We start from the raw sequence: 18,489 nt of genomic DNA, 5'->3' as shown, positions 1-18,489 counted from the left end.
GCCTGCCCCCGCAACGCCTCCGCACTACGCCCCGACACCACCCACGGCACCACCCCACCCACACCAGAGGCATCCACCCCCACCTGCGGCGCAACCTCCTCGAGCCCCTGCTCCACGATCACATGCGCATTGGTGCCGCTGATCCCGAACGCGGAGACACCGGCCCGGCGCGGCCGCTCCCCGTCCGGCCACTCCACCGGCTCCGTGAGCAGCCGCACCGCGCCGCCGGACCAGTCCGCGTGCGGGGTCGGCTCATCGACGTACAGCGTGGCGGGCAGCAGTTCATGGCGCAGTGCCATCACCATCTTGATCACACCGGCCACACCCGCCGCACCTTGCGTATGGCCGATGTTGGACTTCAGCGAACCGAGCCAGAGCGGCCGGTCCTCCGGCCGGTCCTGGCCGTACGCGGCGAGCAGCGCCTCCGCTTCGATCGGGTCGCCGAGTGTGGTGCCCGTGCCATGTGCCTCCACCGCGTCCACCTCGGCGGAGGAAAGCTGGGCGTTGATCAGTGCCTGGCGGATCACCCGCTGCTGGGATGGGCCGTTGGGCGCGGTCAGCCCGTTGGACGCGCCGTCCTGGTTGACGGCCGAGCCACGGATCACGGCGAGTACCTGATGGCCGTTGCGCCGTGCGTCGGAGAGCCGCTCCAGCAGCAGGAGCCCGACGCCCTCCGAGAAGCCGGTGCCGTCGGCCGCGGCGGCGAAGGGCTTGCAGCGGCCGTCGGGGGCGAGGCCGCGCTGGCGGGAGAATTCCACAAAGGTGTTCGGGGTGGTCATCACGGTCACGCCACCGGCCAGGGCGAGGGTGCATTCGCCCTGGCGCAGCGCCTGGCAGGCGAGATGCATCGCGACCAGGGATGACGAGCAGGCGGTGTCCACCGTCACCGCGGGTCCCTCCAGGCCGAGGGTGAAGGCCACCCGGCCGGAGACGACGCTCAGGGTGTTTCCGGTGAGCAGATATCCTTCCGCGCTCTTTTCGATCTGCGGGGTGCCGAAGCCGAGAATGCCGGCGCCCGCGTAGACCCCGGTGGGGGTGCCCTTCAGTGAGGTGGGGTCGATTCCGGCGCGTTCGAGCAACTCCCACGAGACTTCCAGCAGTTGGCGCTGCTGGGGCTCGGCCGCCAGGGCCTCGCGCGGGCTGATGCCGAAGAAGGCGGCGTCGAAGCCGTCGGCCCGGTCCAGGAATCCGCCGTGGCGGACGTAGCTGGTGCCGGAGTGGTCGGGGTCCGGGTGGTAGAGGGCCTCGGGACGCCAGCCGCGGTTGGTGGGAAACTCCCCGATCGCGTCCCCGCGCGAGGCAACCAGCTCCCACAGGTCCTCGGGCGAGGCGATCCCGCCGGGGAACCGGCAGGCCATGCTCACGATGGCCACCGGCTCCTGTGCCCGGTCCTCCATCTCGCGAAGCCGCCGACGTGTCTGCCCCAGATCGGCCGTGACCTTCTTGAGGTACTGGCGGAGCTTCTCTTCGGTACCCGACATCAGTTCCGCGCCTCCATCAGGGCAGTTCACGGTCAATGAGCTCGAACATCTCGTCATCAGAGGCGGCTTCGAGGGCGTCGAAGTCGGTCGCGTCGGCGGGGGCGCCGGACCCGCCGCCGTTCCATGTCGCCAGCAAGGCGCCCAGCCGTTTGGCGATCCGCTGCCGGCCTTCGTCGTCCGTGACGAGGCCGGCCAAGGTGGTGTCCAGCCTGGCCAGCTCGCCCAGGACCGGGTCGACGGCGTCCCGGCCCGGCGTGGCTCCGTCGCCGGGTGCGAGCCGTTCCAGCAGGTAGTCGGCGAGCACGGCCGCTTCCGGATAGTCGAAGACGAGCGCGGCGGGCAGCCGCAGACCGGTGGCGGCGGCGAGCCGGTTGCGCAGTTCGACGGCGGTCAGGGAGTCGAAGCCCAGCTCCTTGAAGCTGGCCTCGGCCTGCACTGCGTCCACATCGGCGTGTCCGAGGACCGTGGCGGCGTGGCCTCGGACCAGGTTGAGCACGAGTCGGTGCCGTTCGGCCGTGGACAGGCCGGCGAGCCGGGCGCCCCAGTCGACCTGGCGGCCTTCCCCGGCCGCCGCCGCGGTGCGCCGTCCCGTGCCGCCACCGCCGCCGCCCGTGGCGGCCAGGGCTCGCAGCGTGGCGGGCAGGCTGTCGGCGGGCAGCCCGGCGAGGGTGCGGGTGTCCACGTGAGCGGCGACCAGATGGGCACCGCCGTGCTGGACGGCGGCGTCGAGCAGGGCCAGACCGTGCCGGGTGCTCAGGGCGGCGACGCCGGTACGGGACATCCGGGCCAGATCCGCCTCGGCCAGGTGTCCGGTCATCCCGCTGGCGTCGGCCCACAGGCCCCAGGCGACCGATACGCCGGGCAACCCGGCGGCCCGGCGGTGGGCGGCGAGTGCGTCACAAAAGGCGTTGGCCGCCGCGTAGTTGGCCTGTCCGGGGCTGCCGAGTGTGCCCGCGGCGGAGGAGAAGAGGACGAACATGCCGAGCCGCAGATGGGCCGTGGCCGTGTGCAGATGGGCCGCGGCCGTGGCCTTGGCGGTCCAGACCCGCGCCAGCCGTTCGGGGGTCTGCGAGGTCACCACCGCGTCGTCCAGCACACCGGTGGCGTGGATGACTCCGGTCAGCGGATGCTCGGGGTCGATGCCCGCCACCAGCTCCGCCACCGCCTTGGCGTCGGTGACATCCGCCGTCGCGAGGCGCACCCGCGCGCCCAGTTCCGCCAGCCGGGCGGCCAGGTCGCGGGCTCCAGGAGCGTCCGGCCCGCGCCTGCTCACCAGCAGCAGTTGCCCGATCCCCCAGGTGCGGACGAGGTGTTCGGCGATGTAGGCGCCCAGGGTGCCGGTGCCGCCCGTGATCAGCACCGTGCCGTCCGGGTCGACCGCGGCGGGTACGTCGAGCACCAGCTTGCCGGTGTGCCGGGCCTGGCTGAGTTGCCGTAGCGCGTCCCTTGCCCGGCTGAGCGGCCAGGGGCGTACGGGGGCGGGCCGCAGCACTCCGGCCGCGAACAGCGCGCTCAGTTCGCCCAGCATCTCCCCGATACGGTCCGGCCCGGCGTCGGGCACCAGGTCGAAGGCTCGATAGCGGATGCCCGGATGCATGGCCGTGAGGTGTTCCGGATCGCGGATGTCGGTCTTGCCCATCTCGGAGAGCCGTCCGCCGTCGGCCAGCAGCCGCAGGGAGGCGTCGACATACGGCCCGGCGAGGCTGTTGAGCACCACATCGACGCCACGCCCGGCGGTGGCCTCGCGGAACACCTCCTCGAAGTCCAGATCGCGCGAGGAGGCGCGATGCGCCTGGTCGATGCCCATCTCCTCGAGCACCCCGTGCTTGCCGGGGCCGGCCGTTGCATAGACCTCAGCGCCCAAGTGGCGGGCGATCTGCACCGCCGCCATGCCTACGCCACCGGTCGCGGCGTGGATCAGCACCGTTTCGCCGTCCCGCAGCCCGGCCAGGTCGACCAGCCCGTACCAGGCGGTGAGGAACACCACCGGTACGGCGGCGGCCTGCCGGAAGCTCCAGCCGTCGGGGATCGGCACGACCATGCGCGCGTCCGCGACCGCCCAGGGGCCGAACGCGCCCTCGAACAGGCCCATGACCCGGTCGCCCACCGCGAGCCCGGTCACCTCCGCGCCGATGTCCACGACGATGCCCGCGCCCTCGCTGCCGCGGAACACCCCGCCTCCGGGGTACATCCCGACGACGATCAGCGCATCGCGGAAGTTCATGCCCGCCGCGTGCACCGCGATCCGGACCTCTCCCGGCCCGAGCGGCTCCAGCGCCTCGGGGCACGGCACGGGTGTCACATTGTCCACGGTGGACGCGCCCCGCACGGCGAGCCGCCACGCGGGCTCTCCCACCGGGCCCACCAGGCCACCGCTGCCGGGGCCGCCCGCGCGGATCAGACGGGGCGCCCACACCCGGCCGGAGCCCACCGCCACCTGCGGTTCGTCCAGGGCGACGGCCCTCAGCACACCGTCCAGCACCGCCGCGCCGATCTCGCCGGCGTCGGGCGCGCCGTGCGGATCGCGGTCGAGCAGGATGAACCGCTCCGGGTTCTCCGCCTGTGCGCTGCGCAGCAGCCCCCACACCGCGGCACCGGCCGCGTCCACGGCCCCGGCGCCGGAGTCCTCCGCCACCAGGCCACCGGCCGCGACGGAGCCGTGTGTCACCAGGGCCAAACGGCTCTCGGCCAGCCGGGGTTCGGCCAGCCAGCCCCGCAGCAGCTCCAGGGTCTGTCGCACGGCCGCCAGGGCATCGGCTTCGGCGGCGCCGATGTCCGCGGCCGTCGTCGAGGCCGGTACGGCGGTCAGCGCCACCGAGGGCGCGGGTGTTCCGGCGTCGAGTGCTGCGAGCAGCGACTCCAGGTCCGGGTGACGGACCACGCCCGGCAACAAGCCCAACTGCGCGCCCCCGGAGCCCAGCGCCACCCAGCCGCCGTCCCCCGCCACCGGCTCGGGCAGCCCCGTGTCGGTGCCGGGCGCCGCCTCGGGGAGCGGGATCCAGTCGAGGGTGAACAGTCCGTCCACGGTGCCCCGGCCCGCGGTCCGCAACTGATCCGTACGGGCGGGGCGCAGCACCAGCGAGTCGACGGTCAGGACCGGGTCGCCGACGGCGTCGGCCACGGTCAGCCGCAGCGCCCGCTCGCCGTCCGTGCCCTGCTCACGCGGGGACAGCCGGACGCGTACGGTGGTCGCTCCGGCGGCCCACAGCGACACCCCGTTCCAGGTGAACGGCAGCCACACCCGGCCATCCTCGTTCTCCTGCCCGGGCCGGTCGAGGAGGAACGCCGGGTGCAGCGCGGCGTCCAGCAGCGCCGGGTGGATGCCGAATCCGGCCCGGTCGCCCGCCGCTTCCGGGAGCGCCACCTCGGCCAGCACATCCGCGCCGTCGCGCCACAGCTTCCGTACGCCCTGGAAGGCGGGCCCGTAGCCGTATCCAGCGGCCTCGGCGCGCTCGTAGAAGCCGTCCGTGTCCACCGGCTCCGCGCCCGCCGGGGGCCAAACCCCGTTGGGCTGTGGCGCCGGTTCGCCGTGCGGGCCGAGCACGCCGACCGCGTGGCACACCCAGACCGGATCCGTAGTGGTTTCGGCATCGCGGTCGGGCCGGGAGTACACCCGTACCTCGCGGCGGCCGTCGGCGGCGGCCTCGCCCACCACCACCTGGACGCGCAGCCCGCCGGTGTCGGGGAGGACGAGCGGGACTTGCAGGGCGAGTTCCTCGACCGTGCCGCAGCCCGCCTCGTCGGCGGCCCGCAGCGCCCATTCGACCTGGGCCGCGCCCGGCACCAGCCGGGCGCCCGCCACCACGTGTTCGCCGAGCCAGCCCTCGCCGCCGCCGGCCGTCAGCCGTCCGGTGAGCAGATGGGTGCTGCCGTCGGCGAGTTCCACGGCCGCGCCGAGCAGCGGGTGATCGGCGGAGACCAGGCCGAGGTCGACGGGATCGCCGCCCCGGTTGGCGGTGGCTTCGAGCCAGTAGCGCTCGCGCTGGAAGGCGTAGGTGGGCAGCGGCACCGTACGGGGCGCGGGGTCGGCGGGGAACAGGGTGGTCCAGTCGACGTCGGCCCCCGCGGTGAACGCCTGGGCGAGCGAGCGCACCAACTGGGCGAGGTCGCCGTGGTCCCGGCGCAGGGTGGGTACGGTGGCGGCGGGAACGCCCGCCTCCTCGAAGCTCTCCTGCATGCCGACCGTGAGGACGGGGTGGGTGCTGGCCTCGATGAACACCCGGTGGCCATCGGCCAGCAGCGCCTGAATCGTCTCGGCGAACCGCACCCGCTCGCGCAGATTCCGCACCCAATAGCCCGTGTCCAGGACGGAGGCATCGGCCCGGCCACCGGTCACGGTGGAGTAGAACACCACGCCGGACCCGGACCCGCCGACCGGCTCAACTCCCCTCAGCAGCTCGGTGAGTTCCTCGGCGATCTCGTCGACCTGGGGACTGTGCGAGGCGTAGTCCACCTCGATCGTCCGGGCGCGTTCCCCGAGGTCACGGCAGGCGGCGACGGTGGCGGCCACCTGCTCCGGCGGCCCGGACACCACAGTGGAGGCGGGGCCGTTCACGGCGGCCACGACCACGGCGGCGGCGCGGCCGCCGAGCCCGGACAGCAGCCCCGTGGCCTGTTCCTCACCCACACCGAGGGATGCCATGGCCCCGCCACCGGCCAGTTGGCGCAGCGCGCGGCTGCGCAGGGCCACGATCCGGGCGCCGTCCGCCACGGTGAGCGCCCCGGCCACGCAGGCGGCGGCGATCTCGCCCTGGCTGTGGCCCACGACGGCGGCGGGCCGCACTCCGTGGCCCGCCCATACGGCGGCGAGGGACACCATCACCGCCCACAGGACGGGCTGCACCACATCCACCCGGCTGAGATCGCCCGCGCCGTCCACGCCGCGCAGCACGTCGGTGAGCGACCAGTCGACGTGGGGTGCGAGCGCTCGTTCGCACTCCGCCACCCGGGCGGCGAACACCGGTGAGGCGTCCAGCAGTCCGGCACCCATCCCGATCCACTGCGAGCCCTGCCCGGGGAAGACCAGCACCGGGCCCGCGCCACCCGTGGCGGCGGCCGTGCCCGTATGCACCACGCCCGGGTGGGTCTCGTCGGCCGCCAACGCCTCGACAGCAGCGGTCAGTTCGGCTCGGCTCTCGCCGACCACCACCGCGCGGTGGTCGAAGAGGGTGCGGGAGCGGATGAGCGACCAGCCCACCTCGACGGGCGAGGCCATGGGGTCGGTGGCCAGTTGCGCGGCCAGCGCCCGCGCCTGGTCCCGCAGCGCCTCGGCGCCCCGCGCGGACAGCACCCAGGGCACCACCCGGGGGCCATCGGAATCGGGGTCGCGCTCGGTGTGTCGGGCCTGGTCGGGGGCCTGTTCGAGGATCACATGGGCGTTGGTGCCGCTGATGCCGAAGGAGGAGACACCCGCGCGCCGGGGCCGCCGCTCGCCCCGTGGCCACTCGACCGCCTCGGTCAGCAGCCGCACTCCGTCCTCGTCCCATTCCACATGCGGGCTGGGTGCGTCGATGTGCAGGGAGGCGGGCAACCGGCCGTGGCGCATCGCCATCACCATCTTGATCACACCCGCCACGCCCGCGGCGGCCTGCGTGTGGCCGATGTTCGACTTGATGGAACCGAGCCACAGCGGACGTCCCTCCGGCCGCTCCTGCCCGTACGTGGCCAGCAGCGCCTGGGCCTCGATGGGGTCGCCGAGCGTGGTGCCCGTGCCATGAGCCTCCACCACATCGACGTCCGCCGGGGAGAGGCGTGCGGTGGCCAGGGCCTGGCGGATCACCCGCTGCTGGGACGGCCCGTTGGGCGCGGTCAGACCGTTGGAGGCGCCGTCCTGGTTGACGGCCGACCCGCGGATCACCGCCAGCACCTCACGGCCGTTGCGGCGCGCGTCCGACAGCCGCTCCAGGACGAGCAGGCCGATGCCCTCGCCCCAGCCGGTGCCGTCGGCCGCCGCGGCGAACGGCTTGCAGCGGCCGTCCGGGGCCAGTCCGCGCTGCCGCGAGAACTCCACGAAGGTGTTCGGCGTGGCCATCACGGTCACCCCGCCGGCCAGGGCCAGAGTGCATTCCCCCTGCCGCAGGGCCTGTGCCGCGAAGTGCATGGCCACCAGCGACGAGGAACACGCCGTGTCCACCGTCACCGCGGGCCCCTCCAGGCCGAAGGTGAACGCCACCCGGCCGGAGGCGATGCTCGGTGTGCTGCCGGTCATCAGCCGGCCCTCGACGCCCTCCGGGGTGCGGCCCAGGAAGCGGCTGCCATAGTCGTCGTACATGACCCCGGTGATCACCGCGCTGCGGCTGCCCCGCAGGCTCACCGGGTCGATGCCCGCGTTCTCGAACGCCTGCCACGCGGTCTCCAGGAGCAGCCGCTGCTGGGGGTCGGTGGCCAGCGCCTCGCGCGGGGAGATCCCGAAGAACTCGGCGTCGAACCGCGGGGCCTCGTAGAGGAATCCGCCCTCGCGGGCGTAGCTGGTGCCGGTGTGGTCCGGGTCGGGGTCGAAGAGGCCCGCGAGGTCCCAGCCGCGGTCCGCGGGGAACTCCCCGATCGCGTCCGCGCCCTCGGCCACCAGCCGCCACAGTTCCTCGGGGGAGCCGACGCCGCCCGGATAGCGGCAGGCCATGCCGACGATGGCGATCGGGTCGTCGTCGGCCGCCACCGCAGTGGCCGTCGGCGGAGGCGGTGTCTCGGCCGGTGCGCCGACCAGCCGCTCGCGCAGGAAGCGCACCAGGGCGTCGGGGGTCGGATAGTCGAAGATGACGGTGGCCGGGATCCGGGTGCCGGTGGCCGCGTTGAGCCGGTTGCGCAGGTCCAGCGCCGTCAGCGAGTCGAAGCCGAGGTCCTGGAACGCCCTGCCCAGTTCGATGGCCTCCGGCGCGGGGTGGGCCAGCACGGTGGCGACCTGGTCGCGTACCAGCTCTCCGATGAGCCGGTCCTGCTCCTCGGTGGACAGCCCGGCGAGCCGCCCGGACAAGGATGCCGTCCCGGTGTTCCGCACGGCCTTTGCCGGGACGTGCACCAGCCGCCGTAGCACGGGCGGAAGGGGTCCGGCGGCGGCCCGGGTGCGCAGCGCCGCGAGGTCGAAGCGCGCGGGGACGAGGGTGGGGTGGTCGGTGGTGAGCGCCGTGTCGAGCAGCGTGAGCGCCTGCTCGTTGGAGACGGGGGCGATCCCGGAGCGGGCCATCCGGGCGAGGTCGGCGTCGTCCAGGTGGCCGGTCATGCCACCTGCGGACGCCAGCAGCCCCCAGGCCAGCGTATGGGCCGTCCGCCCCTCGGCGCGGCGGTGCTCGGCGAGTGCGTTGAGGAACATATTGGCCGCGGCGTAGTTGGCCTGGCCGCCGTTGCCCATGATGGAGGCGGCGGAGGAGAACATCACGAACGCGGCCGGATCCATGTCCCGGGTCAGCCGGTGCAGATGCCATGCCGCGTCCAGCTTCGGTGCCAGTACGGCATCGAGTTGCTCGGGTGTCATGGCGGTGACCACACCGTCGTCGAGCACCCCCGCGGCGTGGACGACGGCCGTCAGCGGATGCGCCGCGGGGAGGGTGGCGAGCAGCGCGGCCAGCGCCTCGGGGTCGGCGGCGTCACACGCGGCGATGCTTACGTCCGCCGCGCCCAGCGCGGTCAGTTCGTCCGCGAAGGCGTCGATGTCCTCCGTGATGCCCCCGCGCCGGCTGACCAGCAGCAGATGGCGGACGCCGTGTGCGGTGACCAGATGCCGGGCGACCAGCCGGCCCAGCGCTCCGGTGCCACCGGTGATCAGCGCCGTGCCGTCCGGGTCGAGGGCGCGGGGCGTCGTGTCCTGATGGGGGGCGCGGGGCGGGGTGTCCTGGTCGGGGCGGACGGTGACCAGACGGGGCACATGGGCCGTTCCGGCCCGTACCGCCACCTCGGATTCGGCACCGTCGACAACGGCTGGAAGGGCGGTGCGCAGGACATCGCGCGACGCGGTGTCGTCGTCCAGGTCGAGCAGCAGGATGCGTTCCGGGTGCTCGGCCTGGGCGGCGCGGACCAGGCCCCATACGGGCGCGGCGGCCAGGTCGGCGGGCCCGTCCCCGGGGCCGGTGGCGACCGCGCCACGGGTGGCGATGACCAGCCGGGCCCCGCTGAACCGCTCGTCGGTCAGCCAGGTGCGCAGCGCGCCGAGGACGTGGTGGACCGCCGCGCGAACACGGGCGGGCGTCTCGTCCGGGGGTGTTGCGGTGTCCGGTGCGCCGGGGCATGCGAGGACGACGATGTCGGGGGCGGACTGTCCACCGTCGAGGGCGGCCCGCAGGGCGGCCAGGTCCGGATGGGCCGGGAGGTCCGGGACCGGATTTTGGGATCCGACCATCGCCCAACTCGCCGTGGACGAGGCCGGGTCGGCGGAGAGCGGATACGGCTGCCAGTCCAGGCGGTACAGCGGGGTGTCGGCCGTGGCGGCGCGGGCGGCGCGCCAGCGGCCGGCGGAGACCTCCCGCAGCCCGAGGGCGTCGATGGTGGCAACGGGCGCGCCGTGGTCGTCGGTCAGCCGCAGCCTGATGGTGTCCGGGGCGGTGGGGGTGATGCGCACGCGCAGCCGGGTGGCGCCGGTGGCGAAGAGCCGTACCCCGCTGAAGGAGAACGGCAGTCTGACGGTGCCCTCGGCGCCGTCCGGCGTGTGGTCGCCGCCGAACAGCTCTTCCACCGGGTGCAGGGCGCTGTCGAGCAGGGCGGGGTGCAGTCCGTAGCCGTCGGCCTCGCCGCGCTGTTCCGGGGCCAGACGTACCTCGGCGAACATCTCCTCGCCGAGCCGCCATGCGGTGTGCAGGCCGCGGAAGGCGGGCCCGTAGGTGTAGCCCTGCGCGGTCAGCCGCTCGTACAGGTCCGCCACGTCGACCGGGGCGGCCAAGGCGGGTGGCCAGGCCATGGCCGAAGGTTCGTCGTCGGGCGGTGGCGTGACCTGGTCGGCCAGTACGCCGGTGGCGTGGTGGCGCCAGGCGGCCGGGGCGTCCAGGGCGTCGCCGCCCTCGTCGGCGGGGCGGGAGGCGAGGGTGACGGTCCGTCGTCCGGTCTCGTCGGGCGCGGTGACGGCGAGCTGGATCCGTACCGCGCCGGAGGCGGGCAGGATCAGCGGGGTCTCCAGGGTGAGGTCGTCGAGCAGTTGGCAGCCGGTGTGCGCGGCGGCGAGGAGGGCCAGCTCCAGCAGGGCCGTACCGGGCAGGGGCACGCTGCCCCCGATGGTGTGGTCGGCGAGCCAGGCGTGGGTGTGCGGGGACAGCCTGCCCGTGAGCAGCAGCCCGCCGTCGGGTGTCTCCACGGCGGCCTGGAGCAGGGGATGGCCGGTCGGGCCGAGGCCGACGGCGCGTACGTCGGCGGTGGCGTTCGGGACGGGCCGCCAGTACCGCTGCCGCTGGAACCGGTAGGTGGGCAGGTCGACACGGACCGCGTCCGTGGGGAGGGCGGCGGCGAAGTCGACCGTGGCGCCGTCGATGTGCGTCAGGGCGAGCGCGGTCAGCAGCGTACGGGGCTCGTCGCGGCCCGGGCGCAGGGCGGTGGCGAACACGGGGGCGGTGTCAGGAGTGGCGGGGTCCTCGGGCGCGTCGGAGCCATCGGCGGTGGAGGTCGCGGCGGCCAGGGCGTCCTGGGCCATGGTGGTGAGGACGGCGTCCGGGCCGAGTTCGAGGTAGCGCGTCACGCCTTCGCCGTGCAGGGTGCGCAGACCGTCGTGGAACCGTACGGGCGCGCTGACGTGGCCTATCCAGTACTCGGGGTCGCGGAGCAGCTCGGGGTCGGCCGGCCGGCCGGTGACGTTGGAGATCACCGGGATGCGCGGTGCGTGGTAGGTGAGCCGCCGCGCCACGTCGCGGAAGTCGTCGAGCATGGGATGGAGCAGGGGCGAGTGGAAGGCGTGGCTGACGCGGAGCCGCTTGGTGCGGTGCCCCCGCTCCTTCAGGGTGCGGGCGATCTCGTCGACGTCTTGCGCGGCTCCGGATACGACCACCGAGGTGGGGCCGTTGACCGCGGCGAGCGCCACACGGTCCTCGCGGCCGGTGAGCAGGGGAAGGACCTGTTCCTCGGTGGCCTCGATGGCGGCCATGGCGCCGCCGGACGGCAGCGCCTGCATCAGCCGGCCGCGGGCGGCCACCAGCTCGCAGGCGTCGGGGAGGGACAGCACGCCCGCCACATGGGCGGCCACCAGCTCGCCGACGGAGTGGCCGGTGAGGAACGACGGGGTGAGGCCGAACGACTCGACGAGCCGGAAGAGCGCGGTCTCCAGGGCGAAGAGGGCCGCCTGGGTCACACCGGTGCCGTGCAGCGCCCGCGCCTGGTCGGTGTCCTCGGCCGCGAAGAGGGTGTCGCGCAGCGGGTGGCCGAGTAGCGGGTCCAGATGAGCGCAGGCGTCGTCGAGGGCGGTGGCGAACACATCGAAGGTCCGGTACAGCTCACGGCCCATACCGGGCCGCTGGCTGCCCTGCCCGGTGAACATGAAGGCGGTGCCGCCGGAGCGGGCCGACGCGGTGGCTCGGGTCAGCCCGGGGTGGCTCCGGCCCTCGGCCAGGGCCCGCACGGCGGCCAGCAGTTCGTCGCGGTCCTCGCCGATGGCCACGGCCCGGTGTTCGAAGGCCGAGCGGGTCCGGGCGAGCGACCAGCCCACATCGGCCACGGACAGCCCGGGGTGGGCGGTGAGATGTGCGGCGAGTGCCTCGGCCTGGTCGCGTAACGCCTGGTCGGTGCGGGCGGACACCACCCAGGGCAGCACCCACGGCACCACGCGGCCGACCGGTGCCGCGGTGTCCACGGCGGTCGGGCCGGGAGTCCGATCCGGAGCGGAGGGCTCGTCGGCGGGGGGCTGTTCGAGCAGTAGATGGGCGTTGGTCCCGGAGATGCCGAAGGAGGACACCGCCGCCCGGCGGGGCCGCTCGCCGCGCGGCCAGTCGACGGCTTCGGTGAGCAGGCGCACGGCGCCGGTGTCCCAGGCGACATGGGGCGTGGGCCGGCCGACGTGCAAAGTGGCGGGCAGCGTCTCCTGCCGCATCGCCATGATCATCTTGATGACGCCGGCCACGCCCGCGGCGCCCTGGGTGTGCCCGATGTTGGACTTGACCGATCCCAGCCACAGCGGCCGGTCCTCGGACCGGTCCCGCCCGTAGGTGGTGAGCAGCGCATGGGCTTCGATGGGATCGCCGAGGCGGGTTCCGGTGCCATGGGCCTCCACCACGTCCACCTCGGCCGGGGACAGTCGTGCGTTCGCCAACGCCTGGAGGATGACGCGCTGTTGGGAGGGGCCGTTGGGCGCGGTCAGACCGTTGGAGGCGCCGTCCTGGTTGATGGCCGAGCCCCGGATCACCGCGAGCACCTGATGGCCGTTGCGGCGTGCGTCGGACAGCCGCTCCAGCAGCACCAGGCCGACGCCCTCGGAGAAGGCGGTGCCGTCGGCGTCGGCGGAGAACGCCTTGCACCGGCCGTCGGGCGCCAGCCCGCGCTGCCGGGAGAACTCGGTGAAGACGTTCGGGATGGCCATCACCGTCACCCCGCCGGCCAGGGCCAGCGTGCATTCGCCCTGCCGCAGCGCCTGACCGGCCAGATGCATCGACACCAGCGAGGACGAGCACGCGGTGTCCACCGTGACCGCGGGTCCCTCCAGACCGAGGGTGTACGCCACCCGGCCGGAGAGCACACTGGGCGCGTTGCCCGTGACCAGATAGCCCTCGGCGCTCTTCTCGATGTGCGGGGTGCCGAAGCCGGGAAGCGCGGTCCCGGCGTACACCCCCGTCGAGGTGCCCTTCAGCGAGAGCGGGTCGATTCCGGCGCGTTCGAGCAGCTCCCAGGCCACCTCCAGCAACAGCCGCTGCTGCGGGTCGATGGCCAGCGCCTCGCGCGGGCTGATCCCGAAGAACTCGGGGTCGAACCGGTCGGCGTCGTAGAGGAAACCGCCCTCGCGGGCATGGCTGGTGCCGGGGTGGTCCGGGTCCGGGTGGAAGAGTCCCTCCAGGTCCCAGCCGCGGTCGGCCGGAAACTCCCCCATGGCGTGCGCGCCGGAGGCGAGAAGCCGCCACAGCTTCTCGGGCGAGTCGGCCCCGCCCGGATAGCGGCAGGCCATGCCGACCACGGCCACCGGCTCCTGGGAGCGGTCCTCCAACTCGCGCAGCCGCTGACGCGTTTCGTGCAGATCGCCTGCCACTCGCCTCAGATAGTCGACCAGCTTCTCTTCATTAGCATGCGTCACAGAGGGTCACCCGGCCTTCAGCGAAGGGCGCGCCACGTTGTTCATGACAGGCCAAGTTCGTTGTCGATGAATTCCAGAACCTGATCGGCGGTCGCCACCTGCAACCGCTCCACGGCATTGCCGTCGTCCGCCTCCGCCGGCGAGCACATCGCCTTCCACTTGGACAGCAAGGTCTCCAGCCGGGCGGTGACCGCGCCGGAGTCCACGTCCTCGACGACGACGGCCGACAGGCTGTTCTCCAGCCTGACCAGCTCGTTGAGGACGGGATGGGGCTGGGGTACGCCGGGGCCCCGGGCGCCCGGCTCACCGTCCGGCGAGAGCTCCTGGCGCAAATGCTCGGCCAGCACCGCCGCCTCCGGGTGGTCGAAGACGAGGGCCGCGGGCAGCCGCAGTCCGGTGGCCGCGGCCAGCCGGTTGCGCAGCTCCACGGCGGTCAGCGAGTCGAAGCCGAGGTCCTTGAACGACGCGTCCGGCTGCACCACACCCGGATCGGCGTGGCCGAGCACCGTGGCCGCCTGGGTACGCACCAGGTTGAGCAGCAGCCGGTGCTGTTCGGTGGACGGCAGCCCCCGGAGTCGGCCCGCCCAGTCGGTGGTCTGCCCACCGGCGGCCGCCGTGGGCCGGGCCCGCCCGCTGCCGCCGACGGTGGCGAGGGCCCGCAGGGGGGCGGGGAGGGCGACGGGGGGCTGCGCGGCGAGGGAGCCGGTGTCCAGGTGGAGCGCCAGCAGATGCGGATGGCCGTGGTGGCAGGCCGCGTCCAGCAGCGCCAGCCCCTCCTCGGTGCTGTTGGCCTTGATGCCCAGACGGCCGATCCGGGCCAGATCGGCGTCGGCCAGCCGCGCGGTGAGACCGCTGGTGGCCGCCCAGAGTCCCCAGGCCACCGACAGCCCGGGGAGCCCGGCCGCCTGGCGGCGGGTGGCCAGGGCGTCGCAGAAGGCGTTGGCAGCGGCGTAGTTGGCCTGGCCGGGGGTGCCGAGATCGGAGGCGAAGGAGGAGAACAGGACGAACATGCCCAGCCGCAGACGCGCGGTGGCGGTGTGCAGCTCGGCCGCCGCCGCGGCCTTCGCCGCCCAGGCCCGCGCCAGCCGCTTCGGATCCTGCGAGGGCAGCATCGCGTCGTCCAGCGCGCCCGCCGCGTGCACGACGCCGGTCAGGGGGTGCGCCGGGTCGATGCCCGCGATGGCTTCGGCCACCTGGGCGGCATCGCCGATGTCGCGGGCGGCGATACGTACGTCGGCCCCCAGGTCGGTGAGGTGGGCCAGCAGCTCCGGTGCGCCGGGGGCGTCCATACCGCTGCGGCTCACCAGCAGCAGATGGCGGATGTTCCAGACGCGGACGAGGTGCTCGGCGACGTGCTTGCCGAGGGTGCCCGTGCCACCGGTGATGAGCACCGTGCCCCCGGGATCCACCGGGGCGGGGACGTCCAGGACCAGCTTGCCGGTGTGCTTGGCCTGACTGAGATACCGCAGCGCCTCACGCGCCCGGCTGAGCGGCCACGCCCGTACGGGAGGCGGCTCCAGCACACCGGAGGCGAACAACTCGCCCAGCTCGCACAGCATTTGGCCGATAAGGTCCGGCCCGGCATCGGCGATCAGGTCGTAGGCGTGATAGCGGACTCCGGGATACTCCGCCGCGATCCGCTCCGGGTCGCGGACATCGGTCTTGCCCATCTCCAGCAACCGGCCGCCTTCGCGAAGGAGACGGAGCGAGGCGTCCACGAACTCCCCGGCAAGGCTGTTGAGCACCACGTCCACGCCTCGGCCGCCGGTGGCCTCCCGGAATGTCTCCTCGAAGTCCAGATCGCGTGAGGAGGCCCGGTGGGCCTCATCGATGCCCATCGCCCCCAGGACCCCGTGCTTCCCCGGACTCGCCGTGGCGAAGACCTCCGCGCCCAGATGCCGCGCGATCCGCACCGCGGCCGTCCCCACACCACCCGTCGCGGCATGGATCAGCACCCGCTCCCCCGGCCGGAGCCCGCCCAGCTCCACGAGGCCGTACCAGGCGGTGAGGAACACCACGGGGGCCGCGGCTGCCTGCCGGAAGGTCCAGCCGTCGGGGATGGGGACGACCGTACGGGCGTCCGCCACGGCCTGCGGGCCGAACGCGCCCTCGAACAGGCCCATCACCCGGTCGCCCACCGACACATGGGTCACCTCGGGGCCGACCTCCCGCACCACACCGGCACCCTCACTGCCACCGAACACCGCGCCACCTGGGTACATCCCCAACATGATCAGCGCATCGCGGAAGTTGACGCCCGCCGCGTGGACATCGATCCGCACCTGGCCCGCCCGCAGAGGTTCCAGCACCTCCGGGCACGCCACCGGCCGCACACCGTCCACCGTCCCGGGGCTCGCGAGTCCGAGCCGCCACGCGGACGGCCCCACCGGGGCCACCAGGCCCGCGCTTGGCGCGGCGCGCACCAGCCGGGGCATCAGCGCCCGCCCCCCGCGCAGCGCCAACTGCGACTCGTCCATCTCCACGGCGCGCGCCACGGCGTCGGCCACGAGGCGGGCGGACACCTCGGTGTGCGGGTCGAGATCGAGCAGCAGGAAACGGCCGGGGTTCTCGGCCTGCGCGCTGCGCACCAGACCCCATACCGCGGCCCCCGCCACATCCACGCCCTCGACCGTGGGGTCAAATCCATCCGGGTCACCGGTCGCGACGGCGCCACGCGTCGTCACCACCAACCGGGCGTCGGCCAGGCGTGGCTCGGCCAGCCAGTCCTGGAGCAGCGCCAGGACCCGCTCCGCCGAGGCCAGACCGTCGGCCGCGATGCCGCCACCCCGCGCGTCCACCGGTTTGGCGGGCTCAAGTGCCAGTACGACAGCGGGGGCGGGCGCGCCCGGGTCGAGCGCGCTGATCAACGCCTGCGGATCCGGATGGCATACGGCGGCGGAACCGGCCGGAGCCCTGTCACCGGGCCCCAGGACCGCCCAGTCGGCGTCATCGGCCATGTGTTCCGTGGACTGCCCGGTGCCGTTGGGCGGCGCGGGCACCGGCAAGGGAACCCAGTCCATGACGAACAGCCCATCGGTGCCTGGGCGTTGGGCGGTAGGTAGCTGATCGGCGTCGGCCGATCGCAGCACCACCGCGTCGGCGCTGAGCACCGGGGCACCGAGAGCGTCCGCCACGGTCACCCGCAGCGTGCGCTCCCTCTCCGCGCTCGGCTCGTACGGAGAGATCCGCACCCGTACCGTGGTCGCCCCGGCCGCCCACAGCGACACTCCGTTCCAGGTGAACGGCAGCCACACCCGGCCATCGGCCGACTCGGCGGCGTGGCTTGCGGACCCCTCGGCCAGCAGGACGGGATGCAGCGCGGCGTCGAGCAGCGCCGGGTGAATGCCGAATCCCGTCCGCTCCCCCGCCGCTTCGGGCAGCGCCACCTCGGCCAGCAGGTCGGCGCCGTCCCGCCACACGGCGCGCAGCCCCTGGAAGGCCGGGCCGTACGCATACCCCGAGGCCGCGATGTGCGCGTAGAAGTCCACGGGGTCCACCGGCTTCGCACCCGCCGGTGGCCACGCCCCACCCAACTCCTCCACCGGCCCGAGGCCCTCGGGAGGCGGGCTCAGCACGCCCTCCGCATGACACACCCACCCGGGCGCCGACTCGCCACCGTCGTCGGGACGCGAGTACATCCGCACATCGCGTCGGCCATCGGCGCCGGGCCCGCCGACGACCACTTGCAGACGCACCCCGCCGTGGGGTGGCAGCACAAGCGGTACCTGGAGCGCCAGCTCCTCCACACCTCCGCAGCCGACCTCATCGGCGGCCCGCAACGCCCACTCCACCAGGGCCGTCCCGGGCACCAGCGCCGCGCCCGCCACCACATGGTCGGCGAGCCAGCCATGGGACTGTGCCGAGAGCCGTCCGGTCAGCAGATGTCCCTGGCCGTCGGCGAGTTCCACGGCGGCGCCCAGCAGTGGATGCCCCGCGGCGACCAGGCCGAGGTCGGTGGGATCGGCACCCCGGCCGCTGAGGCCGTCGAGCCAGTAGCGCTGGTGCTGGAAGGCGTACGTGGGCAGATCGACCGTACGAGGCGTGGGGTCGCCCGGGAACGCGGCCCTCCAGTCCACCTCCACCCCGGCGATAAACGCCTCGCCCAGCGAGCGGAGAAGCTGGACCTGGCCACCGTGATCGCGCCGCAACGTAGGCACGGCAACCCCGTCCACACCCACCTGCTCGAACGTCTCCTGCAAGCCCAAAGTCAACACGGGATGGCCACTGGCCTCGATAAACACCCGATGCCCATCCGCCAGCAACGCCTCGACCGCATCGGCGAACCGCACCCGCTCCCGCAAATTCGACACCCAATAACCCGCGTCCAGAATGGAAGCATCCGCCCGCCCACCGGTCACCGTCGAATAGAACGCCACCTCATCCGACCCACCAACAACCGGACGAACACCACCCAGAACCTCATTCAGCTCCTCCCGGATCCCCTCCACCTGAGGACCATGCGAGGCATAATCCACCTCGATCAACCGCGCCCGCTCGCCCGCCCCCTGACACGCCGCGACGGCGGCCGCCACCTGCTCCGGCGGACCCGAAACCACCGTGGAGAAAGGCCCATTGACAGCCGCCACCCCTACTCCGGCGGCCTGATCACCCAGGCCCGAGAGCAACTCACCTGCCCGCACCTGACCCACGCCGAGGGAAGCCATCGCGCCACCACCGGCCAACCGCCGCAACGCCTTGCTCCGCAGCGCCACCACCTTGGCGCCATCTTCCAGAGACAGCGCTCCCGCGACCACCGCAGCCGCGATCTCACCCTGACTGTGGCCCACCACCGCCGCAGGACGCACCCCATACCCCGCCCACACC

Annotated in this window: 3 protein-coding genes; all 3 read right to left on the bottom strand. The window is 73.6% G+C overall.

All coding sequences use genetic code 11. The features are described from left to right. Positions 1-1,481, bottom strand: a 1,481-nt coding sequence (locus KN815_RS33015) for a type I polyketide synthase (RefSeq protein ID WP_216345532.1), incomplete at its 3' end; no start/stop codon positions are given. Positions 1,482-1,497: 16 nt separating this feature from the next. After that, entirely contained in the window at positions 1,498-13,665 is a 12,168-nt protein-coding gene (locus tag KN815_RS33010; RefSeq protein ID WP_216345531.1) for a type I polyketide synthase, read from the bottom strand. 41 nt (positions 13,666-13,706) lie between these two features. Further along, positions 13,707-18,489 (bottom strand): SDR family NAD(P)-dependent oxidoreductase (locus KN815_RS33005; RefSeq protein ID WP_216345530.1); only part of this gene is annotated, 4,783 nt, incomplete at its 5' end.

It is taken from the genome of Streptomyces niphimycinicus (assembly GCF_018883605.1).
GTDB classification, from domain to species: domain Bacteria; phylum Actinomycetota; class Actinomycetes; order Streptomycetales; family Streptomycetaceae; genus Streptomyces; species Streptomyces niphimycinicus.
Note: the sequence above shows the minus strand (reverse complement) of the source record. Positions and strands in the feature narration are given on the sequence as shown.